Source organism: Streptomyces sp. NBC_00572 (assembly GCF_026341815.1).
GTDB lineage: Bacteria > Actinomycetota > Actinomycetes > Streptomycetales > Streptomycetaceae > Streptomyces.
Genome location: NZ_JAPENX010000001.1, coordinates 5,946,352 through 5,967,126, shown reverse-complemented (window position 1 = coordinate 5,967,126; position 20,775 = coordinate 5,946,352). Strand labels below are relative to the sequence as shown.

Sequence of the window (20,775 nt, the reverse complement as noted above, 5' to 3'; positions counted from 1 at the left end):
AAGATCGCGGGCGACGAGGCCTGAGTACCCGTACTCACCTCGGGGACAGGTAAGTCGCCTACGACAGGGAGCACTTGGCGGGGCCACGGAAAGGGCCGGCGGGAGCGGCGGAAGACCGGGCGGCCCCTTCTTCGGGGTCCGCCCGGTCTCGTCGTACGTGGAGCCGCTCCGTGCGGGGCGGCTGCTATTCGAGCAGCTCCGCGTACGAGCCCATGGCCAGGGCGATGTCCGCCTGGGCCCAGAACCGGTGGTACGTGAAGACGGGCGCGGCCCCGCCCGCCAGATAGGCCTCGATCTTCGGCCAGGCCGGGTCGTTCTTGTAGAAGGAACGGATCGAGGCGAAGGTCGAGGAGGAGTTCACCGCGTCGCCGTTCGGCATGACGCCGGTCCAGCCGCTCGGCACGTAGACCGGGTCGTCGAAGCGGTTGTAGTCGGCGCGGGTCTCCGGGACGGCTATGCCCAGCGGGTCCTGGTCGTGGTCCCACATGCCGTCGAGGAGTGCCTTGGCGACCCGCTTGGCTTCGGCGTGGCCGGACTTGGCCGCGTAGTAGGTCAGGGTCTTGGCGTAGGCGGCGGCGACACCGACGTCGTTCGTGTAGTCGGCGACGGTGACGTGGAGTCCGGCGTTGGCGCCGGGGTTCGCCGCGTTCCAGGTGTCGGGCGCGCCGGACCACTGGAGGGTGGAGGGGATGCGGAAGGTGCCGTCCGGGTTGATCGTGGTCTTCGACAGCGCCCAGGAGACCCACTTGTCGAGGACGGTCTTCGCCCCGGCGTCACCGGTCTGCTGGTAGTACTCGGCGACCCGCTCCATGGACCAGGCCTGGAAACCGAACCACTGGTTGGACGCGGGGTCGTGGTAGACGGGCTTCTCGTCGTAGAAGAGGCCGTGGAAGGTGGGGGTGCCGGCCGGCGGGGTGGCGTAGCGGCCCTGCCAGCTGTTGGTGGCGCCGCCCGCGATGGCGCCCTCGTCGGACTGGAGCCAGCGGTAGAACTCCAGCTGCCGGTCGAGGCTGGTCGCCCAGTCGGCCGCGCCCGTCGTCGACTTGGGTTTGAGCGGGGCGTACTCGCTGAGCGCGTAGGCGGCGAGCGGGTTCTGGTAGCCGCCGTGGGCGTGGCTGGAGCCGATGCGCCAGGACCAGCCGGCGGAGGTGTCGGTGGCGCCGCCCCAGGCGTAGTACCAGGACATCAGGTAGTGGGCGCTGTCCTTGCCGGTGCCGGCCGGGCAGGTGGTGGGGCCGACGCAGTTCCCGGCCTTCTTGAAGTACTTGTCGAACATCGCGTACCGCAGGTAGTCGCCCATCTTGGCGGCCTTGCCGACGGTGGCGGAGACCTGGGTGCCCTTGCCCTGCTGCTTGGCCCAGAGGTCGGCCCAGTAGGCGGCCTGGACGGCGCGGGCGTCGGCGTCGGGGGCGTTGGTGAACTTCCACTGCTTGGCGTAGGAGGCGTCCCCGGTGAAGAGGTCGAGGTAGCCGTTCCTGCCGCCGTAGGAGAAGTTGTCGCAGGTGGGGTGGGTGACGGTCTCCCAGACGGACTCCTGCGGGCCGCGCTGGAAGGTGTTGATGTAGGAGGGGCCGGTCGCGGTCGGTCCGGCGGAGCACTTCCCGGGCTCGTTGCCGAAGCCGTAGACGTTGTCGACGTCCTGGATCCAGTGCATGCCGTAGATGTCGTCGGTGCCGTACGCGCTCTTGAGTTCGGCGGCGATCGGGTCGGAGCCGGAGGTCACCCCGGAGTCGAGCCGTGCCGGGTACTGGGACGGCAGGTCCCACTCGGGCGCGTACGTGGCCGGCTTGGCGGCGTTGTACGAGGAGGTGGTGGGCGTGTCGGCGTGGGTGGGGATCATGAATTTCTCCATGGTCTCCCAGGCGCCGTTGAACTTGGTCCAGTCGCCGGTGATCTTGCCGTACATGGCCTGGAGCCAGATGAGGTAGCTGTACGCCTCCGAGGTCGTCTCGTGGCCGTGGTCGGGGGCCTCGACGATCAGGGTCTCGACGGAGTGGTACGGGATGCCCTCGGGCGAGAAGTAGCCGTTGGCCGGGTCGGTGATCTTGCCGTGGAGGTCGAGGAAGCGGGCGTCGTACGTGGAGTTCGCGGCCAGCTGGGCGACGGTGACCTCGGCCTTGGCGTGGCCGGGGGCGGTCGCCGTGAAGACGGCGGAGCCGGTGCCGGTGGCCGCGGCGGCGACGGTCACCTTCTGGGCGGTGTTCCAGTTCGACGGGGTGAAGGTGAGGGTCGCGGGGGTCGCGGTGAGGTTGGTGTTGCCGGAGGTACGGGCGACACTCACCGCGACGTTGGCGGTGGGGGCGGTGGAGAGCTTCAGGTCGAAGGTGCCGCTGGCGCCCTGGCGTACCCCGAGCTGGCTCGGGGCGGCGACGAGCGCGGGGCCCGCGGCGACGGTGATGCCGACGGGCGCCGACTCGGCGGAGGCGCCGAGGCTGTCGTAGGCCTTGGCGTAGAGGGAGTGCGAGCCGGTGGCGAGGCCGGCCGCGCTGTAGGTGAAGGGCGCGGTGGTGTCGGTGCCGAGGAGCGCGGTGTCGCTGTAGAACTCCACCTTGCTCACGGTGGCGCTGTCGGCCGCGGCGGCGGTGGCGGCGAGCGGCACCGCGTCGCCCTGGCTGTACACGGCCCCGGCGGCCGGGCTGGTCAGGACCGCGACCGGGGGCTGATGGGCGCCCGTGCAGGGGGTGCCGTTGACCGCGAAGGAGCTGGGAGCGGCGTTGGCACCGCTGTAGGTGAACTGGGCGCCGGTGGTGGTGGCGGCCCCGGCGGCGAGGGTGCCGTTCCAGGACGCGTTGGTCACCGTGACGTTCTTGCCGGACTGGGACCAGACGCCGCTCCAGCCGTTGGTGAGCTTCTGGTCACCGGCGTAGGCGTAGGTGAGGGTCCAGCCGTTGAGCGCGGTGGTGGCGCGGTTGGTGAGAGTGAGTTCGGCGGTGAAGCCCGAACCCCAGTCGTTGGTCTTGTAGTCGACGCTGCACTGCACGTCGGCGGCCTGGGCCGTGGTGGCGCCGACGGCCGTGAGACCGAGGGGGAGGGTGAGCGCCGCGGCCAGCGCGGTCAGCTGCCGGCGTGGTCGCGTTCTTGGTCGGAGGCGTGGCATGCGGGTGGTTCTCCTCGCGGCTCGGGAGGTCGGGTGAGCGAAGAGCGGGAAGGCCTGACAGTCAAGCTTTGAACCAGTGGGAGCGCTCCCACTGTGCAGTTGGGGCCCAACGCCGTCAAGGTGTGTGAGAAGTCGAAGTCAAAAGCCGGGGAATTTACCCAACCCCTCTTTTCCTTGGCGGCAGTTGCCGCTACGGTCTGCCCGACCAGTGGGAGCGAATCCGTCCGGTCGGCACACCGTCAGGGGTGTGCCCTCGCTGCGAGGACTCGCTCATGCGACATCCCCCACGTCTGTCCGCGCTGCTCTCCGGAGTGGCGCTCACGATGGCGAGCACCGCGTTCGCCCTCATGGGTACGGCCTCAGGAGCCGCGGCCGCACCCGCTTGCACGGTGGAGTACTCGGTCGTCGGTCAGTGGGCCGGCGGCTACCAGGGTGCCGTCACCGTCACCAACCACAGTGCCGCGCTGAACGGCTGGAGCCTCGGCTTCGGCTTCCCGGCCGGCCAGGTCGTCAGTCAGGGCTGGGGCGGCAAGTGGTCCCAATCCGGGACGAACGTCACGGTCGTGAACGAGAGTTGGAACGCCGCGCTCGGCACGGGCGCGAAGATCTCGGGCGGCTTCATCGCCTCCTGGTCGGGTGCCAACACGGCGCCCACCGCGTTCACGCTCAACGGCACGCCGTGCGACTCGGGCACGACGCCGACTCCCACACCCACCGATCCGACGACACCGCCCACCACGCCTCCGACCACACCACCCACGACACCCCCGACCACACCACCCACCACTCCCCCGACGACGCCGACCCCGGTTTCCGGCGCGCCCGAACTCAGCGTGTCCGGCAACAGGTTCACCGACCAGAACGGCGCCACCCGACGCCTTCTCGGGGTCAACCGCTCCGGCGGTGAGTTCATGTGCGTCCAGGGCTACGGCATCTGGGACGGTCCCGTCGACGACGCCTCGGTCAAGGCCATCGCCGACTGGAAGGCCAACACGGTCCGCATTCCCCTCAACGAGGAGTGCTGGCTCGGCCTGGACAACATCAAGCCCGAGTACCGGGGCACGAACTACATCAACGCCGTGAAGGACCTGGTCACCAAGGTCATCGCGCACGGCATGACCCCGGTGGTCGAACTCCACTGGACGTACGGCCAGTACACGGGCAACTCCGCGGGCTGCGCCGACGTCCACGCCTCCTGCCAGAAGCCGATGCCCGACGCCCAGTACACGCCGGCGTTCTGGACCTCGGTCGCGAACACCTTCAAGAACGACAAACGGGTCGTCTTCGACCTGTTCAACGAGCCTTATCCGGACCGGGCGACCTCCACCGCGACCCAGGCCTGGTCCTGCTGGCGCGACGGCGGCACCTGCCCCGGCATCGGATACGAGGTCGCCGGCATGCAGGACCTGCTGGACGCGGTCCGCGCCACGGGATCGAAGAACCTCGTTCTCGTCCCGGGCATCGCGTACTCCAACGACCTGAGCCAGTGGCTCACGTACCGCCCCACGGACCCGGCGGGCAATCTGGCCGCCGCCTGGCACGTCTACAACTTCAACACCTGCGCCGACGAGACGTGCTGGAACAACACCCTCGCCCCGGTAGCCGCCGAGGTTCCTCTCCTCGCGGGCGAGATCGGTGAGAACACCTGCGGACACGCGTTCATCGACCGCGTCATGAAGTGGTTCGACGACCGCGGCCTCTCGTACCTGGGCTGGACCTGGAACACCTGGAACTGCAACTCCGGTCCCGCACTGATCAGTTCGTACGACGGCACCCCCACCGCATTCGGCATCGGACTGCGCGATCACCTGCGCGCCCTCACCCCCTGATCGGACCGCGCGATACCTGCGCGGTCTCAACCCCTGATCGGACCGCGCGATCACCTGCGCGGTCTCACCCCCTGAAAGGAATCCCCACCCGCATGAGCCGCACCAGCCGCACCGCCCTCCTGGCGGCCCTCGGCCTCATCACGGCCACCGGCGCCACCGCCACCGTCTTCGGCACCGCCACCGCCGGCGCCGCCACCCCCGGCTGCAAGGTCGACTACCAGATCACCAACCAGTGGAGCACCGGTTTCGGCGCCAACGTGACCGTCACCAACACCGGTGACCCGGTGGCCACGTGGACCGTCGAGTGGTCCTACGCCGGCAACCAGCAGGTCACCCAGGGCTGGAACGCCACCATCACCCAGTCCGGTGCCGCCGTCACCGCCAAGAACGTCTCCTACAACGGGACCCTGGCCACGGGCGGTTCGACCTCCTTCGGCTTCAACGGCTCGTACAGCGGCACCAACGCCGTGCCCGCGACCTTCAAGCTCAACGGGGTCACCTGCAACGGCGCGACCGAGCCGACCACGCCGCCCACCACTCCCCCGACCACCCCGCCGACGACGCCGCCCACCACGCCGCCGGCCGGCTCCAAGGCCGACAACCCGTACGCCGGCGCCAAGGTGTACGTGAACCCCGAGTGGGCGGCGAAGGCCGCGGCCGAGCCGGGCGGCAACAAGATCTCCGGCCAACCGACCGGTGTCTGGCTGGACCGGATCGCCGCCATCAACGGCTCCGCCACCTCCATGGGCCTGCGCGCCCACCTCGACGAGGCCCTGAAGCAGAAGGGCACCGGTGAGCTCGTCGTCCAGCTGGTCGTCTACAACCTGCCGGGCCGCGACTGTGCCGCCCTCGCCTCCAACGGTGAGCTCGGCCCCACCGAGATCGGCCGCTACAAGACCGAGTACATCGACCCGATCGCCGCGATCCTCGCCGACTCCAAGTACGCGGGCCTGCGGATCGTCACCACGGTCGAGATCGACTCGCTGCCCAACCTGGTCACCAACGTCTCAGGACGCCCGACCGCCACGCCCAACTGCGATGTCATGAAGGCCAACGGCAACTACATCACCGGCGTCGGCTACGCGCTGAAGAAGCTTGGCTCGATCGGCAACGTCTACAACTACGTGGACGCCGGCCACCACGGCTGGCTGGGCTGGGACGACAACTTCGGCGCCTCCGCGGAGCTGTTCAAGCAGGCCGCCACGGCCGAGGGCTCCACAGTCTCCAACGTCCACGGCTTCATCGTCAACACGGCCAACTACAGCGCCCTGAAGGAGGACCACTTCACCATCAACGACAGCGTGAACGGCGTCTCCGTGCGCCAGTCGAAGTGGGTCGACTGGAACCGGTACACCGACGAACTGTCGTACGCGCAGGCGATGCGCACCAAGCTCGTCTCGCTCGGCTTCGACAGCAACCTCGGCATGCTGATCGACACCTCCCGCAACGGCTGGGGCGGCACCGCCCGGCCCACCGCCGCGGGCGCCACGACCAACGTCGACACCTACGTCAACGGCGGCCGCTACGACCGGCGCATCCACCTCGGCAACTGGTGCAACCAGTCCGGCGCGGGTCTCGGCGAGCGACCCCAGGCGGCGCCCGCCGCGGGCATCGACGCGTACGTCTGGATGAAGCCCCCGGGCGAGTCCGACGGCGCCAGCAAGGAGATCCCGAACAACGAGGGCAAGGGCTTCGACCGGATGTGCGACCCGACGTACACGGGCAACGCCCGTAACGGGAACAGCATGTCGGGCGCGCTGCCCGACGCCCCGATCTCGGGCCAGTGGTTCTCGGCCCAGTTCCAGGAGCTCATGAAGAACGCCTACCCGGCGCTGTAAGACCTCCTAAGGGGTTGCCGACCCGGCGCGGCCGTGGCGGCAACCCCCTTGCGAGGAACGCGAAACGGCCGGACGGGCCCGGAGACCCCGTCCGGCCCGTTCCGCTTCCGGACCGCTTCCCCGATCTCCGTTCCCTCTCCGGGCGTTGGGGACGATGACCTTGCCTTGCAGGGGCGGTGGCCGACGGGCCGGGCGCGCAGCCCTGACGTGCCCGTCGCGAACGGGGGGCCGTCAGCAGGAGCCCCGCACCACCAGCTCCGTCGGCAGCACGTGCCGACGGGGCTCCTCCGGTGCCTCCGCGATCCCCTGGATCTCCTGGATCTCCTGGATCAGCATCCGGGCCATCGTGCGGCCCATCTCCTCGATGGGCTGACGCACGCTCGTGAGCGGCGGGTCCATCAGCCGCGCCACCGGCGAGTCGTCGACCCCGACGAGGGCCACGTCCTCCGGCACCCGGCGGCCCGCCTCCCGCAGGGCCGCGCGCGCCCCGGCCGCCATCACGTCGGAGGCGGCGAAGACCGCGTCCAGGTCCGGGCTGCGGTCGAGCAGCAGCCGCATGGCCCGGCGGCCGCCCTCCTCCGTGAAGTCGCCCGCCGAGACCAGCGCCTCGTCGGGCGCGAGCCCGGCCTCCGCGAGACCGGCGCGGTAGCCGCCGAGCCGGGCGCGCGCCACGTACATGTCGAGCGGCCCGGTGACGGTGGCGATACGGCTCCGACCGCGCCCCACGAGGTGGGCGACGGCCGCCCGTCCGGCGCCGATGTTGTCGGAGTCGACGTACGGCACGGGCTCGGCCTCCGAGCGGCGGCCGTTCATGACGACCGGGAGGCCCAGTTCCCTGATGCGGTCGGGCAGTGGGTCGTCGCCGTGGACGGAGGCGAGCAGGACACCGTCGACGCGCTGGGCGGCGAGGTACTGCTCGAAGCGCTGCCGTTCCTGCTCGCTGCGGACCAGGGTGAGCAGCAACTGCTTGTCAGCCTCGGCGAGTTCGGCGCTGACCCCGCGGATGAGGTCGAGGAAGTACGGCTCCGCGAAGAGCCGCGCCTCGACCTCGGGGATGACGAGGGCGATCGCGTCCGTACGGCTGCCGGCCAGGGCGCGGGCGGCCTGGTTGGGTACGTAGCCGAGTTCGTCGACGGCTCTGGCGACGGCCGTTCTGGTCTGCTCGCTCACCCGGGGGGAGCCGTTGATCACCCGGGAGACCGTGCCCCGGCCGACCCCGGCTCTGGCCGCGACCTCCTCAAGGGTGGGTCTGCCGCTCTGCCGTCCGCTCACAACTCCCGAACTCCCCTCGTAGGACAACGCGCTGCTCACCACGGCCCCGCCGGGAACGGAAGCAGCAATGGGAGCGCTCCCACCGTAGTCCAAGCCCCTCCCCTCGCGCCACGAGGGTGCGTTCAGGAGATGACGCGATGATCCCTGCCCAGGCCCGCGAAACCCCTGGAAAACCTTCCGGTAACGAATCCGCGTTCATGTCTTGACACCCGTACCCGCCAGGCAGCAACCTTCCGGCAACGACGTGGGAGCGCTCCCATCCGGGATGCGCACAGCCTTGCATCAGGTCCTGGCAGGCGCCGCCGAGCCGCGATCAGCCGGCCGGACCTCTTGGCGCACAACGAGCACCACCTTTGGACGAGGAGAGTGGAATGCGCACTTCCAGCAGCAGACGCGGACGCCGTGCGGCGATCGCGGCGGTCGCCGTCGTCGTGACCGGCACGACCCTGCTCACCGGTTGCGGCAGCGACGACGACAACGGCGGCACGGGCGGCGGGGGCGGCCAGAGCACCGAGAAGATCACGCTGCGGATCGGAACCTTCGGTTCCTTCGGCTACGACAACAAGACCGGCGCGAAGCTGTACGCCGAGTACGAGCGGCTCCACCCGAACATCAAGATCGAGGAGTCAAACGTCTCCGACGGTCAGAAGTACTGGGACACGCTGAAGCTGCGCCTCGGCCAGAACAGCGGCGTCGCCGACATCCAGGCCGTCGAGGTCGGCTACATCGCCGAGGCGACCGGCACGACGATGGCGAACAAGTGGGTCGACCTGAGCAAGGAGGGCGGCGCGAAGACCGACGCCTTCCTCGACTGGAAGGTCAAGCAGGCGACGACCGGCGACGGCAAGATCATCGCCCTCGGCACCGACATCGGCCCCATGGCCATCTGCTACAACAAGGACCTCTTCGCCAAGGCCAAGCTGCCCACCGACCGCGACGCCGTCGGCAAGCTGTGGGCCGGCGACTGGGCCAAGTTCATCGCGACCGGCGAGAAGTACAAGGCGGCCGCCCCCGCGGGCACCTCCTTCCACGACTCGGCAAGCGGTCTCTTCAACGCCGTCGTCTCCAGCGACCCGGTGCAGTACGCCAACACCAGCGGCGAACTCGACTGGGAGAACAGCCCCGGCGTGAAGAACGCCTGGGACACCGCGGTCAAGGCCGCCCAGGGCGGACTCACCGCCAAGCTGCGCCAGTTCGACGAGAAGGGCAGCTGGAACGCCGCCTTCAAGAACTCGAAGTTCGCCACCGTCGCCTGCCCCAGCTGGATGACCGGCATCATCAAGGACCAGGCCGGCCCCGCCAACCAGGGCAAGTGGGACATCGCCGCGCCGCCCGTCGCCGGCAACTGGGGCGGCTCCTTCCTCGCCGTGCCCAAGGCGGGCAAGCACACCAAGGAGGCCGCCGCACTGGCCGCCTGGCTGACCGCGCCCGAGCAGCACGCCAAGGTGTTCGCGGTCAACGGCAACATCCCCTCGTCCAAGGACACGCTCACCTCCTCGGCGGTCCAGGAGGCGAAGCTGCCGTACTTCGGTGACACCCCCGTCGGCAAGATCTTCTCCAGCGCGGCGGCCGGCATCACCCCCGCCGCCATCAGCCGCTACGACGGCCAGGTGAAGACCTTCCTCACCGACAACGGCATCCTCGACATCGAGCAGCGCGGCACCGACCCGGCCAAGGCCTGGGAGAACGTCAAGAAGCTGGTCGACGACAAGATCGACCAGTAGCGGGGACACCTGCCGGTCCGCCGCCGCCCGTCGGCGGCGGACCGGCACCGTCCGCACCACCGCACGCATCGACCCTGGAAGGACGCCCCCGTGGCCACCTCCGTTCGGGCGAAGCCGGACGGCTCCCCGCCGCCCGCCGCACCGCCCTCCTCCCCCGGCCCGCGCGGCCACCGCTCCTCCTCCGGCGGCTGGCGCAGCACGCTCTACCGCTGGGACACCAAGGCGATCCCGTACGTCTTCGTCGCCCCCTTCTTCCTCACCTTCGCCGCCTTCGGTCTCTTCCCTCTGATCTACACGGGCTGGCTCTCGCTCAACCGGGTCGAACTCGGCGGTGACCCGACCTGGAAGGGTCTGGAGAACTACACCGACCTCGCGACCAGCGAGTTCTTCTGGAACGCACTCTTCAACACCTTCACCATCGGGGTCATCTCGACCGTCCCCCAGCTGCTCATGGCCCTGGGCCTGGCACATCTGCTCAACTACAAGCTCCGCGGCCGGGGTTTCCTCCGGGTGGCGATCCTCGCCCCGTACGCCACCTCGATCGCGGCGGCGACCCTGGTCTTCGCCCAGCTGTTCAACACCGACTACGGAATGATCAACGGCGTCCTGGGCTGGTTCGGCTTCGACCCGGTGAACTGGGAATCGTCCAAGTGGCCGGCGCAGATCGCCATCTCGGTGATCGTCACCTGGCGCTGGACCGGCTACAACGCGCTCATCTACCTCGCCGCCATGCAGGCCGTGCCACAGGACCTGTACGAGGCGGCCTCGCTCGACGGGGCCTCGCGCTGGCGGCAGTTCGTCAGCGTCACGATCCCCTCGATCCGGCCCACCATCCTCTTCACGATCATCGTGTCCACGATCGGCGCCACCCAGCTCTTCGGTGAGCCGATGCTCTTCGGCGGCAGCGTCGGCATCAGCGGCGGCAGCGGCAACCAGTTCCAGACGCTGAGCCTGCTGATGTACGAGAAGGGGTGGGTGACCGGCGCACTGGGCCAGGCTTCGGCGATCGCGTGGGTCATGCTGCTGCTCCTGCTGATCGTCGGCGGCGTCCAGGCGCTCGCCTCCCGCCACAACCGCAAGAAGCTGGGGGGCTGACCTCATGGCGCACACACTCGACAGGAGCCCGGCCGAGTCCGGAACCCCCGCCCCGGCGCGGACCCGGCCCGGACGCCGGTTCCGTCAGACCGCCGGCCGCCAGCACCACGCCGGACCGCTCACCTACGTGCTGCTCGTCGCGGCCGCCTTCGTCTCGCTCTTCCCGCTGTACTGGAACGTGGTCGCCGCCTCGCACACCGGCGAGCGGGTCGTGGAGGCCCCGGCACCGCTGCTGCCCGGCAACCGTCTCCTGGACAACCTCACCTTCGCCTGGAACCAGGTCGACATGGGCGAGGCGCTGATCAACACCACGATCGTGGCGAGCCTGGTGTCCCTGTCCACGGTCCTGTTCTCCACGCTGGCCGGCTTCGCCTTCGCCAAGCTGCCCTTCCGGGGCCGGGGCATGCTGCTCTCCCTGGTGGTCGCCACCATGACGATCCCGCCGCAGCTCAGCGTCATCCCGCTGTACCAGATCATCACCGACCTCGGCTGGTTCGACCAGCTCCAGTCGGTCGTCCTGCCCTCGCTCGTCGCCGCCTTCGGCGTGTTCTTCATGCGCCAGTTCCTGGTGGAGGCACTGCCGATGGAGCTGGTGGAGGCGGCCCGGATGGACGGCGCCCACAGCCTCCGCATCATCTGGCACGTGGTCTTCCCCGTAGCCAGGCCCGCCATGGCCGTACTCGGCATGCTGGTCTTCGTCCAGTCGTGGAACGACTTCTTCTGGCCCTTCATCGCCCTCACCCCCGACGGCAACCCCACGCTTCAGGTGGCACTCGCCGGCCTGGGCGCGGGCAACCACACCGTGGACCACGCGGTCGTCCTGACCGGCGCCCTCATCTCCACCGTGCCGCTCCTCCTGGTCTTCGCCTTCCTCGGCAAGCACATCGTGGGCGGCATCACGGCCGGCGCCGTCAAGAGCTGACCGGCCACCCCCTCTCCGTACCGCACGTACCGAACGTACCTACCCCGTACCCGCGTTGGGAGCGCTCTCCTATGACCGCGTCCGATACCCGGCCGCTCACCGCCACCCGCTCGTTCCCGTCCGACTTCCTCTGGGGCGCGGCCACCGCCGCGTACCAGATCGAGGGAGCGGCGGCCGAGGACGGCCGTACCCCGTCCATCTGGGACACCTTCTCGCACACCCCCGGCAAGGTCTTCGAGGGCCATACCGGTGACGTGGCCGTGGACCACTACCACCGGTTCCGCGAAGACGTCGCGATCATGTCCGAACTCGGCCTGAACGCCTACCGGTTCTCCGTCTCATGGTCCCGGGTGCAGCCCACCGGTCGGGGCCCGGCCGTGCAGAAGGGACTGGACTTCTACCGGGGGCTCGTCGACGAGCTGCTCGCCGCCGGGATCGAGCCGGCGCTCACCCTGTACCACTGGGACCTGCCGCAGGAGCTGGAGGACGCCGGCGGCTGGCCGGAGCGGGCGACCGCCGAGCGGTTCGCCGAGTACGCGGGGATCGTCGCCGACGCCCTAGGCGACCGGGTGACCCGCTGGACCACCCTCAACGAGCCCTGGTGCAGCGCCTTTCTGGGGTACGGCTCCGGGGTGCACGCCCCTGGCCGTACGGACCCGGTGGCCTCGCTGCGGGCCGCCCACCACCTCAACCTCGGGCACGGGCTCGCGGTCCAGGCGCTGCGGGCCTCGCTGCCCGCCGACCGGCAGCTGTCGGTCTCGCTCAATCTGCACGAGGTGCGGCCGCTCACGGCCTCCGCCGAGGACCGGGACGCGGCCCGTCGCATCGACGCCGTCGGCAACCGGATCTGGCTGGGTCCGATGCTGGAGGGCGCCTACCCCGAGGACCTGATCCGCGACACGGCGCAGCTCACCGACTGGTCGTTCGTCAAGGACGGCGACACCGCGACGGCCCGGCAGCCGCTGGACCTGCTCGCGATCAACTACTACACGCCGACGGTCGTTTCGCAGGTTCAGGAAGGTGCGGAGAAGCCGCAGGACGACGGGCACGGCAACAGCGAACACTCGCCGTGGCCCGGCGCGGACGCGGTCGCCTTCCACCGGGCGCCGGGCGAGCGGACGGCGATGGGCTGGCCGGTCGACGCCGGCGCCCTGTACGACCTGCTGACCCGGGTGTCCGACGCGTACCCCCAACTCCCGCTCGTCATCAGCGAGAACGGGGCGGCGTACGAGGACGTGGTCGGCCCGGACGGTTCGGTGCACGACCCGGAGCGCGCCGCCTATGTGCACGCGCATCTGGAGGCGGTGCACCGGGCGATCACGGAAGGGGTGGACGTACGCGGCTACTTCCTCTGGTCGCTGCTCGACAACTTCGAGTGGGCGTACGGCTACGCGAAGCGCTTCGGCGCGGTCCGGGTGGACTACGACACCCTGGAGCGGACCCCGAAGTCCAGCGCCCGCTGGTACGCGCGGGTGGCCCGGTCGGGTGAGCTGCGGGCTCCCGACGGCGACTGATCCCCCGCGGATCTCCCGCATGCGAGGAAGGCCGTGCCGGTGTTCCGGCACGGCCTTCCTCGCGTACCGGGGGTGGGTCAGATGTCGATCACGCGGTAGCCGATGACGTACACGCCGCCGGAGCCCTCCACGGAGCGCCACTGGGTCTCGGCGCCGACCTCGCTGCCGGTGACGAGCGTGGCGCCGAGCTTGTCGTCGCCACTGGTCGAGTCGTCGTCCCACAGGGTCAGGGTGCGGGCCTGCTCCTTGCCGAGGATGAGGGCGGCGTTGCCGTTTCCGTCGGCCATGGAGCGGACGTAACCGGTGCCCATGGTCTGGTACTTGACGCCGTTGCCGGGCCAGACCTTGACGGCGTTGCCGTTGGCGTCGGTGATCTTGAGGTACGCCTCGTCGTGGTCGCCCTCGCTGTTCTTCTGGCAGTGGAGCTCGACCAGTTCGATCCGCACGTAGTCGATCGGCTCGGCCTGGGCGGAACCGGCGAAGGCGGCGACGCTGCCGAGTCCGAGCAGGGCGGTGGCGGCGGTTCGGGCGATTCGGTTCTTGCGCATGTGGTCCCCCCACACATCGGGTCACTCGCGTGACGGTGGTTGCGGCCCGCCTCGTGGGGGCGGGGCCTGCGTGCCGTTCCCCTCGGCACGACACCCACTGTGCCCGGCCCGCCGTCCCGGTTCTACGCGCGTTCCGCTGGGCGGAACAGCGCCGTGCGAGAGCGGTTCGCGGCCTGCTCAGAGCACGAGCGCGGTCTTCGGGACGGGGCTTCGCTGCCCGCCCCTGGCGAGTGCGCGGCTGATCGCGGCTCCCGCCTCGGCTACGCCCCGGGCCAGCGAGTCGAGCGGGCGGCCCGCGGGCACCAGGCCGGCGAGCGCCGCGACCGTACGCCCGTCCGGGGTGCGGACCGGGAGCGAGGCGCAGCACACTCCGGCCATCACGTCCTCCCGGTCGAGGACCGCGCCGCCCCGGAGGGGCCCCCGCAGGGCCTTCCCGGCGGCGGTGTCGAGCCGGAACGCGATGCCGTCCCGTACGGGGAGGAGTGGTTCGAGGTCTCCCGGGACCGAGCTGACGGTGATCGCCATGTCCTCGCGCAGCACGGCGAGGACCACGCTCGCGCCGGTGGCGGCGCGGAGCCGCTGGAGCGGCAGCCGGGCGGCGGTGCGGAGGCCGGGGTGCGGCTCCCAGGCCTGGCCGAGGCGGTAGAGCTGGGGGCCGACGCGGTAGCGATTGCCCTTCCGTTCGACGGCGCCGAGCGTGACCAGTTGGTCGAGCAGCCGGTGGACGCTGCCCTTGGGTACTCCGCAGGCGAGCGCCAGTTCGGTCACTCCCGCCTCGTCGCCGTTCCGGCGCAGCGCGTCGAGCAGGGCGAACGCCCCTTCGAGTACGCCCCGGCCGCGGGCCGGCGCGGGCCCTTGGTCGCGCACCTGTCCGTGCCCGGTTCTGCCCGACGAGCTGCCCTTACCGCCGTCCATGAGTCCCCCCGACTCGCCGCGCCCGGCCGCGTACCCCCGACGGCACGGCTCCGGGCATGTCCCCCACCATGCCGCAGACCGGTCGATTCCGGCGAAGAGCTCGCACTGTCCGTCGTGTCGCGGGGCGAGCCCTCCACGCCGTCTGCGCTACGGCCGGCCGTCGAGCCAGCTCAGCTTGTGTCCGTAGAGCACCCGCTGGCAGTAGGAGGCGATGCGGCCGGTGGACGGGTAGCCGCTCTTCGGACGGCAGTACTCGCCCATGATCAGACGGTCCGGGACGGTGCTGCGGTCCAGGGAGATGTAGGAGGCCTTCGGCGCGCCGGTGTCGACACAGGCGTAGGAGCCCTGGGGGTTCTTCTGGTCCGCCTTGAACTTCCAGGCGGCCACCTGGGGCATCACATAGCGGTAGCCGAAGCTGTACCAGACGTTGTCGTGCCGGCCGACCTTCGTCTTGTCCTCGACGTTGGAGGTGGTCTTCACGCCGTCCGTGTCGGCCCCCATCGCGTCGTGCGTGCCGGGGTCGCCGTCCGGGTCCATGTCCATGATGGTGCGCATGTCGAAGACGCGCAGGCCGTTGCGGGTGTCCGCGACGTAGAGGTAGTTGCCGTACCAGACGATCCCGCCGGCATGCACGCCCTTCTGGATCGGGTACTCGGCGGCGTGCAGCCCGTCGAAGGAGACGTGGTCGGCCGAGTTCACATAGGTCCAGCCCAGCAGGACGTGCCGGTACTTGACCTCGGGGCTGCCCGTGGCCGGGTTGGTCCGGCTCTGTACGAACGTGATGCGGACGCCCTTCTGGTTGCAGGCGTCGTTCGCTTCCAGCTCGGCCGTGGTGCAGTCGCCGGCCGTCGGGAGCGGGTCGTTCTCCCGGCCCGGGTCCCAGCCGTCGTAGGAGGCGAACAGCTGGATGTTCCCGGCCTCGCCCCACAGCTCGTCGATCTTGGCGTCGGAGACGCCGGTCATGCCCTGGGGGACCCATTCCCGCGAGACGGAGTCGTCGTTCTGCAGGCAGTACTTGATGTCGGGGTCCGGGGCCGTGCCGAACGGGTCCCGGGAACACCACGGCTGTACGGTGCGGTTGGCCCGGCCAGCAGGTTCTGCACACCCGACTTCGGCAGCACCTTGTCCAGGTGGGTGACGCGCGTGGTGGTCTCGGCATTCAGCGCGCCGGGCGACATCGTGAAGTCACCGGGCGAGGCCGCGCCACCGGGCTCGGTCCAGGCTCCGGCCGCGAACGGCGAGGCGGTCCCGTCGGTCGTGCGGGGTTCCTGGATCCAGCTCTGCGGGGCGTCCGGCGGAAGGTCCTCCGCCTGGGCCGGCGCCGCGAGTCCGATGAACGCGAGTGAGGCCGCCGCGGCGGCCGTGAGCCATGCGCGGCGTATGCGCCTTGTGGGCATGTGAGGTTGTCTCCGTCGCCCGGGTGTCGGCTAGTCGAACGGAGATTTCCAGAACGTTTGAGCGAAACGTAACCGTGTTCGCGCCGTATCCAACGGCACTCCACAGGGGTGCAGTTCAGGAGATTCGGCGCATACGGCAGCCGTCGGGGCGGCCCGGCCGCCGACCGGCGAGGGGGAGGTGAAAGTTGGCACGGGGTCCGGTGAGCACGCCGGAGAAACCTCTCCAGGATTCCTTCATGTCTCCCTCCCGCCCCCTCCTCCGCCCCGCGCGGCACGACACGAGACGCCGCCCCGATCCGGCCCGATCGGCGCGTCACCACTTAGGGTGTGCGGTCATGAGAGACCGTCACCCGAGTGCCGTCCGGACCCGTCGGCGCAGGACCGCCGGCCTGGTCGCCGTGGTCACCACCGTCGCCGGGCTCGCGACCGCGTTCGTCGTCGGCGCCCCGCCCTCGCGGTCCGCGCCCCGACCGGCTCCGGCTCCGGCTCCGGCGGCCGGGGCCGCCGCGGCGGCGAGCCCCTGGATGCGCAAGGCGGGGGCGCCACTGACCGTGATCGCCCACCGGGGCGCCTCCTCGGCCGCCCCGGAGAACACCCTGGTCTCCGACGAGGTGGCCCGGCGGGGCCGCGCCGTCTGGATCGAGAACGACGTCCAGCCCAGCAAGGACGGCGTGCCGTACATCCTCCACGACACGACCGTCGACCGGACGACGGACGGTACCGGCCCGATCCGCTCGCTGACCTCCGCCGAACTGGACGCCCTGGACGCCGGTTCCTGGTTCGCCCCGGCCTACGCGGGTACCCGTGTGCCCACGCTCGCCGCCCAGTTGGCCGATCTGCGCGAGCGCGGCGGGAAGCTGCTCCTTGAGGTGAAGGGCCGTCACACCTACGCCCAGGTGCGCAGGATCGTCGAGGTGGTGCGCGAACAGGGCATGACCGACCGGGTCTTCGTCCAGAGCTTCGACGTCACGCATCTGCAGTACGTCCACGAGCTGGCCCCCGAACTGCCGCTGGGCCTGCTGCGGGACACCCTGGACGCCGACCCCGTCGCCCTCGCCGAGGACCTTCACCTCGCGGCGTACAACACCTCGGACCAGGCCCTTTCCACCCGCCCGGGGCTGGTGGGCGAGCTGCACGCGGCGGGTGTCGCCGTGAACGTCTGGACGGTCGACACCCCGGCCCGCTGGAAGGCCCTGGACACGCTGGGCGTGGACGGGGTCATCACCAACCGCCCGACGGAGCTGGGCGGTTGGTCGTCCGGACAGGTGTCCTGAGGCCTACGGCACGACCTTGATGTCGTCGACGAAGGCCCGGACCATGATCGCGTGGGTGTAGACGACGGTCCCGGGCTTGATCAGGCCGCCCTCGCCGCCGTTGCCCTCGACCTGGACGGTGCGCTCGCCCAGGAAGGTGAAGGTCTTGCTGTCGAAGATCCACTCGGTGCGCGCCCCGCTGGTCTCGTCGAGCCGCGCGACGGCGACGCCCTTGCGGCCGGCGGCGTCGGTGGCGCTGTCCACCATGACGACACCGGGGATCTTCGCGGCGGCCCGGTAGAGGGCCGCCGTCAGCTTCGGGGTCGGCCAGCTCTCCCCGAGCAGGTCACCGATGGTGGTGAAGGCCTGCTGGTCCTTCCCGCGGCCCTGCCCCTCGGTCTCCTTGTAGATCTTCCGCAGCAGCGCGTCGGGGTCGGTGGGCAGGGTCGCGAGGTAGTCGTGGGAGGGAGCGCCGAGGTGCGGCTTCGGCACGTTGCCCTGTTCGTCGCGGCCTTCGAGGGTGAGGCCCTCGGGGCCGGTGTTGCCGGGCTCGATCAGCCAGCCCTTGAGGCCGTCGGGCGACCGCCAGGACTGCCGGGTGTGCAGGGGGTCGCTGACGAGGCTGCTCTCGCCGTCGACGGTCTGCACATAGGTGTTCGCGGACCGCGTCTCGATGTAGATGTACTGGCCGGCGCGGCCGTTGGGGGCCTCGGCCTCCACGGCGGCGAGCGAGATACGGTCGAGGAGCCGGGGCGCGCCCTTGGCGTCGGCGACGCCGATGGTCGTGGTGAGGGCGGGACCGGTGGCACGCTCGACGGGGTCGCCGCTGCCGCCCGGGGTGAGGACGAGGACGCCGACGGCAAGCGCTCCGGCGAGTGCGGTGGCGGCGGGCAGGAGGATCACCTTCCGGAGGAAGGGGTTGCGCCGGGTGCGCGCCTCGGCGGCGGCGAGGCGGTCGTCGTGGATCTGGCTCATCAGGCGCTCCTTGTGGAACTGGTGGCGGCCCTGAGGAAGGTCGTGCTCCTCGATCGCCGGCAGGTCTCCGGTCTCGTACCGGTTCGCCGTACGGGTCTTGTCCGGGTCGGGGTTCATCGGATTCCTTCCTGCGCGGGCCGGACCGCGTTCACGCGATCACCTGTTGTCTGTCGGGTGCGGGAGCCGGGTTCCCGTTTTTCCCGGGCGAGTTCTTCCTCGGCGCCGGTACGGAGCTTGGCGCGGGCACGGGAGAGCCGGGAGCGGACGGTGCCGACGGGGACGCGCAGGGCCCGGGCGACCTCGGTGTAGGCGAGGCCCTCCCAGAGGCAGAGAACGAGGACTTCGCGTTCGGTGCGGCGGAGGCTGCCGAGCGCCTTCAGGGTGGCGGCGATGCGGCGCCGGTCGTCGATGCGGCCGGCGACCTCGGAGGCGTGGTCGGGTACCGAGGCCTCCGGCGGGCCGGCGGCGGCGTACGCGGTGGCGGCGGCCCGGTATCGGCGGTTGCCCCGGCAGTGGTTGCGGGAGACGTTGGTGGCGACGCCGAGCAGCCAGGGCCGGAGCGAACCCCCCTCGGGGTCCACCTTCTGCCGCAGCCGCCAGGCTTCCAGGAAGGTCGCCGCCATCACGTCCTCGGCGACGGACCAGTCGCCGGTCAGCCGGAAGGCGTGGTTGTAGACGCTCCGGGCGTAGGAGTCGAAGAGTTCGGCGAAGGCCGAGGGGTCTCCGTCCCGGATGCGTGCGCGCAGATCGATGTTCACGTCTCTCGTCTGTCCGGCCCCCGGAGCGGGTTCCCGTGACCCGGGTCACATCGCGGGGTCAGTTCCTCCAGGAGTTCGGGATTGACGACGCGCAGGATCGTCGCGATGTGCTCGGGGTCGGCCGAGGCCCACAGCGCCTGCCGGGCCGCACGGTACTTGGCGGCGAGCCGCTCCCGCTTGTCGGGCGGCAGTGCGGCGGCCCGGTCGGAGCGGCTGTTGTGGGCGTTGTCGGCGATCTTCACGAGGGTGGCGTCGGGGTCCTCCGTGATGCGGCGGATCTTCTCCTCGTACGGCGTGCCGGGCGTGTTGGTGACGGCCTCGACGAGGGCGACGACGTGGTCCGGGATGCCGGCTGCGCGGAGTCGTTCCGCCGTCCAGGCGGTGTCCTCGATGACGTCGTGGAGGAGGCCTGCCATGGCCAGGTGCGGGCCGAGGGGTTCGAGGCCGGCGGCGACGGCGCGGACGTGCTCGACGTACGGGGCACCGATCAGGTCGGTCTGTCCGGCGTGCGCGCGGTCGGCGAGCGCGTCCACCTCGGCGAGATTCTTCATCGCCCCATCATCGCGGGGCACCGGAGGCCGCCGCCCCCCCCTACCCCCTGCGCCCGCTCCTGCTCCCACACCCCCAGTGACGGTGACGGTGCAACACACTCTTCACACATGGATGGGAATGCCGTTCGCCGCGGGGCCGGTTGCCAGATGCATGACTCTCGGAGTAACGCTCGGTTCGACCGCCGTCCAGCACACGATCGACAGCACGGTGCGGCTCGCGCGGGAGGCGCGCGACGCGGGCCTGCACTCGGCGTGGTTCGGCCAGACCTTCGCGTACGACTCGCCCTCGCTCGCCGCGATCGTGGGGCGCGAGGTGCCCGGCCTTCAGGTCGGGACCTCCGCGATCCCGGTCTTCGGCCGCCATCCGCTGCTCGTCTCCAGCCAGGCGCAGACCGCACAGGCGGCCACCGGAGGCCGGTACCACCTGGGGCTGGCCCTCGGCACCAAGCACCTGACCGAGACCGGCTTCGGCCTCCCGTACGAGCGGCCCATCGGGCTGCTCAGGGAGTTCCTGACGGCGCTTCGGCCGCTGCTCGAAACGGGCAGTGCCGACTTCCACGGCGAGCTGCTGACCGCGACGACGCCGTACTCGGCGGCGGTGCCGGGCGCCCGGCCGCCGGTGCCGATCCTGGTCGCGGCGATGGGGCCGCAGGCGCTGCGCGTCAGCGGTGAACTGGCCGACGGAATCCTGCCGTTCCTGGCGGGTCCGCGGGCGCTCGCCGAGCACATCGTCCCCGCCGTCACCGCCGCCGCGGCGGCCGCCGGCCGTCCCGCGCCCCGGATCGTGGCCCTGGTGCCGGGTGTGGTCACCACGAAGGCGGAGGCCGGGGCCGTACGGGAGAAGGCGGCCGAGGCGCTCGCGCTGTACGAGCGGATTCCCTCCTACCAGCGCGCCATCGAACGCTCCGGCGCCGGCCGGGCGGCCGAACTCGCCGTGATCGGCGACGAGGAGACCGTCGCCGAGGAGGTGCGGCGCTACCGCGAGGCGGGGGCGACGGAGGTGGTGTTCACCGCGACGGAACTGAACGGCGAGGAGGGCCGCGTCCGTACCTGGAAACTGCTCGGCGAGCTGTCGCGCGGATGAGCC

Annotated in this window: 16 protein-coding genes; 8 read left to right on the top strand and 8 right to left on the bottom strand. The window is 70.7% G+C overall.

Annotated features, from left to right (window positions below; genetic code table 11):
* Nucleotides 1–184: 184 nt before the first annotated feature.
* Entirely contained in the window at nucleotides 185–3,097 is a 2,913-nt protein-coding gene (locus tag OG514_RS27225; protein WP_266899240.1) for a glycoside hydrolase family 48 protein, read from the bottom strand.
* A gap of 272 nt (nucleotides 3,098–3,369) precedes the next feature.
* On the opposite strand from OG514_RS27225, the gene OG514_RS27220 reads away from it, so the two are divergent.
* Both OG514_RS27220 and OG514_RS27215 read left to right on the top strand, forming a co-directional pair.
* Complete coding sequence (locus OG514_RS27220; protein WP_266899238.1) at nucleotides 3,370–4,926, top strand: cellulase family glycosylhydrolase; 1,557 nt, start codon at nucleotides 3,370–3,372, stop codon at nucleotides 4,924–4,926.
* 92 nt (nucleotides 4,927–5,018) lie between these two features.
* A complete protein-coding gene (locus OG514_RS27215) occupies nucleotides 5,019–6,764 on the top strand; it encodes a glycoside hydrolase family 6 protein (RefSeq protein WP_266899236.1) in 1,746 nt (581 codons plus the stop codon).
* A 231-nt stretch (nucleotides 6,765–6,995) separates the two neighbouring features.
* On the opposite strand, the gene OG514_RS27210 is transcribed toward OG514_RS27215, so the two are convergent.
* Nucleotides 6,996–8,036, bottom strand: coding sequence for a LacI family DNA-binding transcriptional regulator (locus OG514_RS27210; protein ID WP_266899234.1), 1,041 nt, complete (start codon nucleotides 8,034–8,036; stop codon nucleotides 6,996–6,998).
* A gap of 371 nt (nucleotides 8,037–8,407) precedes the next feature.
* Between OG514_RS27210 and OG514_RS27205 the strand changes: the two genes are divergently transcribed.
* From OG514_RS27205 to OG514_RS27190, 4 genes are all read left to right on the top strand, one after another.
* On the top strand, nucleotides 8,408–9,760 hold the full coding sequence (locus OG514_RS27205; RefSeq protein ID WP_266899232.1) for an ABC transporter substrate-binding protein: 1,353 nt from the start codon (nucleotides 8,408–8,410) through the stop codon (nucleotides 9,758–9,760).
* A 90-nt stretch (nucleotides 9,761–9,850) separates the two neighbouring features.
* A complete protein-coding gene (locus OG514_RS27200) occupies nucleotides 9,851–10,855 on the top strand; it encodes a carbohydrate ABC transporter permease (protein ID WP_266899230.1) in 1,005 nt (334 codons plus the stop codon).
* Between the two features lie 4 nt (nucleotides 10,856–10,859).
* Entirely contained in the window at nucleotides 10,860–11,777 is a 918-nt protein-coding gene (locus tag OG514_RS27195; RefSeq protein ID WP_266899228.1) for a carbohydrate ABC transporter permease, read from the top strand.
* A 71-nt stretch (nucleotides 11,778–11,848) separates the two neighbouring features.
* Entirely contained in the window at nucleotides 11,849–13,291 is a 1,443-nt protein-coding gene (locus OG514_RS27190) for a GH1 family beta-glucosidase (protein WP_266899226.1), read from the top strand.
* 77 nt (nucleotides 13,292–13,368) lie between these two features.
* Here OG514_RS27190 and OG514_RS27185 read toward each other — a convergent pair whose 3' ends face one another.
* From OG514_RS27185 to OG514_RS27175, 3 genes are all read right to left on the bottom strand, one after another.
* Nucleotides 13,369–13,839, bottom strand: a complete 471-nt coding sequence (locus tag OG514_RS27185; RefSeq protein WP_266899224.1) for a hypothetical protein — start codon at nucleotides 13,837–13,839, stop codon at nucleotides 13,369–13,371.
* A gap of 177 nt (nucleotides 13,840–14,016) precedes the next feature.
* Complete coding sequence (locus OG514_RS27180; RefSeq protein ID WP_266899222.1) at nucleotides 14,017–14,754, bottom strand: IclR family transcriptional regulator; 738 nt, start codon at nucleotides 14,752–14,754, stop codon at nucleotides 14,017–14,019.
* Nucleotides 14,755–14,901: 147 nt separating this feature from the next.
* Nucleotides 14,902–15,717 carry a hypothetical protein gene (locus OG514_RS27175; RefSeq protein WP_266899220.1) on the bottom strand — a complete coding sequence of 272 codons (816 nt, stop codon included), beginning with the start codon at nucleotides 15,715–15,717 and terminating at the stop codon, nucleotides 14,902–14,904.
* 769 nt (nucleotides 15,718–16,486) lie between these two features.
* On the opposite strand from OG514_RS27175, the gene OG514_RS27170 reads away from it, so the two are divergent.
* Nucleotides 16,487–17,425 carry a glycerophosphodiester phosphodiesterase family protein gene (locus OG514_RS27170; protein WP_266899219.1) on the top strand — a complete coding sequence of 313 codons (939 nt, stop codon included), beginning with the start codon at nucleotides 16,487–16,489 and terminating at the stop codon, nucleotides 17,423–17,425.
* A 3-nt stretch (nucleotides 17,426–17,428) separates the two neighbouring features.
* Here the strand turns inward: OG514_RS27170 and OG514_RS27165 are convergent, their stop codons facing one another.
* The 3 genes from OG514_RS27165 to OG514_RS27155 are packed head-to-tail and all read right to left on the bottom strand — an operon-like array spanning nucleotide 17,429 to nucleotide 19,688.
* Nucleotides 17,429–18,496, bottom strand: coding sequence for a CU044_5270 family protein (locus OG514_RS27165; RefSeq protein WP_266899217.1), 1,068 nt, complete (start codon nucleotides 18,494–18,496; stop codon nucleotides 17,429–17,431).
* Nucleotides 18,493–19,137 (bottom strand): RNA polymerase sigma factor, encoded by a 645-nt coding sequence (locus OG514_RS27160; RefSeq protein ID WP_266899215.1) that lies wholly within the window; start codon nucleotides 19,135–19,137, stop codon nucleotides 18,493–18,495. The genes OG514_RS27165 and OG514_RS27160 overlap by 4 nt, the downstream gene beginning before the upstream one ends.
* On the bottom strand, nucleotides 19,134–19,688 hold the full coding sequence (locus OG514_RS27155; RefSeq protein ID WP_266899213.1) for an HD domain-containing protein: 555 nt from the start codon (nucleotides 19,686–19,688) through the stop codon (nucleotides 19,134–19,136). The genes OG514_RS27160 and OG514_RS27155 overlap by 4 nt, the downstream gene beginning before the upstream one ends.
* A gap of 151 nt (nucleotides 19,689–19,839) precedes the next feature.
* Between OG514_RS27155 and OG514_RS27150 the strand changes: the two genes are divergently transcribed.
* Nucleotides 19,840–20,772, top strand: coding sequence for a TIGR03564 family F420-dependent LLM class oxidoreductase (locus OG514_RS27150; RefSeq protein ID WP_266899211.1), 933 nt, complete (start codon nucleotides 19,840–19,842; stop codon nucleotides 20,770–20,772).
* Nucleotides 20,773–20,775: the final 3 nt, after the last annotated feature.

What these genes read in the sequence shown, in the direction of transcription:
- OG514_RS27225 (WP_266899240.1), bottom strand. Translation starts at nt 3,097, where the DNA reads ATGCCACGCCTCCGACCAAGAACGCGACCACGCCGGCAGCTGACCGCG.
- OG514_RS27220 (WP_266899238.1), top strand. Translation starts at nt 3,370, where the DNA reads ATGCGACATCCCCCACGTCTGTCCGCGCTGCTCTCCGGAGTGGCGCTC.
- OG514_RS27215 (WP_266899236.1), top strand. Translation starts at nt 5,019, where the DNA reads ATGAGCCGCACCAGCCGCACCGCCCTCCTGGCGGCCCTCGGCCTCATC.
- OG514_RS27205 (WP_266899232.1), top strand. Translation starts at nt 8,408, where the DNA reads ATGCGCACTTCCAGCAGCAGACGCGGACGCCGTGCGGCGATCGCGGCG.
- OG514_RS27195 (WP_266899228.1), top strand. Translation starts at nt 10,860, where the DNA reads ATGGCGCACACACTCGACAGGAGCCCGGCCGAGTCCGGAACCCCCGCC.
- OG514_RS27190 (WP_266899226.1), top strand. Translation starts at nt 11,849, where the DNA reads ATGACCGCGTCCGATACCCGGCCGCTCACCGCCACCCGCTCGTTCCCG.
- OG514_RS27185 (WP_266899224.1), bottom strand. Translation starts at nt 13,839, where the DNA reads ATGCGCAAGAACCGAATCGCCCGAACCGCCGCCACCGCCCTGCTCGGA.
- OG514_RS27180 (WP_266899222.1), bottom strand. Translation starts at nt 14,754, where the DNA reads ATGGACGGCGGTAAGGGCAGCTCGTCGGGCAGAACCGGGCACGGACAG.
- OG514_RS27175 (WP_266899220.1), bottom strand. Translation starts at nt 15,717, where the DNA reads ATGACCGGCGTCTCCGACGCCAAGATCGACGAGCTGTGGGGCGAGGCC.
- OG514_RS27170 (WP_266899219.1), top strand. Translation starts at nt 16,487, where the DNA reads ATGAGAGACCGTCACCCGAGTGCCGTCCGGACCCGTCGGCGCAGGACC.
- OG514_RS27165 (WP_266899217.1), bottom strand. Translation starts at nt 18,496, where the DNA reads ATGAACCCCGACCCGGACAAGACCCGTACGGCGAACCGGTACGAGACC.
- OG514_RS27155 (WP_266899213.1), bottom strand. Translation starts at nt 19,688, where the DNA reads ATGAAGAATCTCGCCGAGGTGGACGCGCTCGCCGACCGCGCGCACGCC.
- OG514_RS27150 (WP_266899211.1), top strand. Translation starts at nt 19,840, where the DNA reads ATGACTCTCGGAGTAACGCTCGGTTCGACCGCCGTCCAGCACACGATC.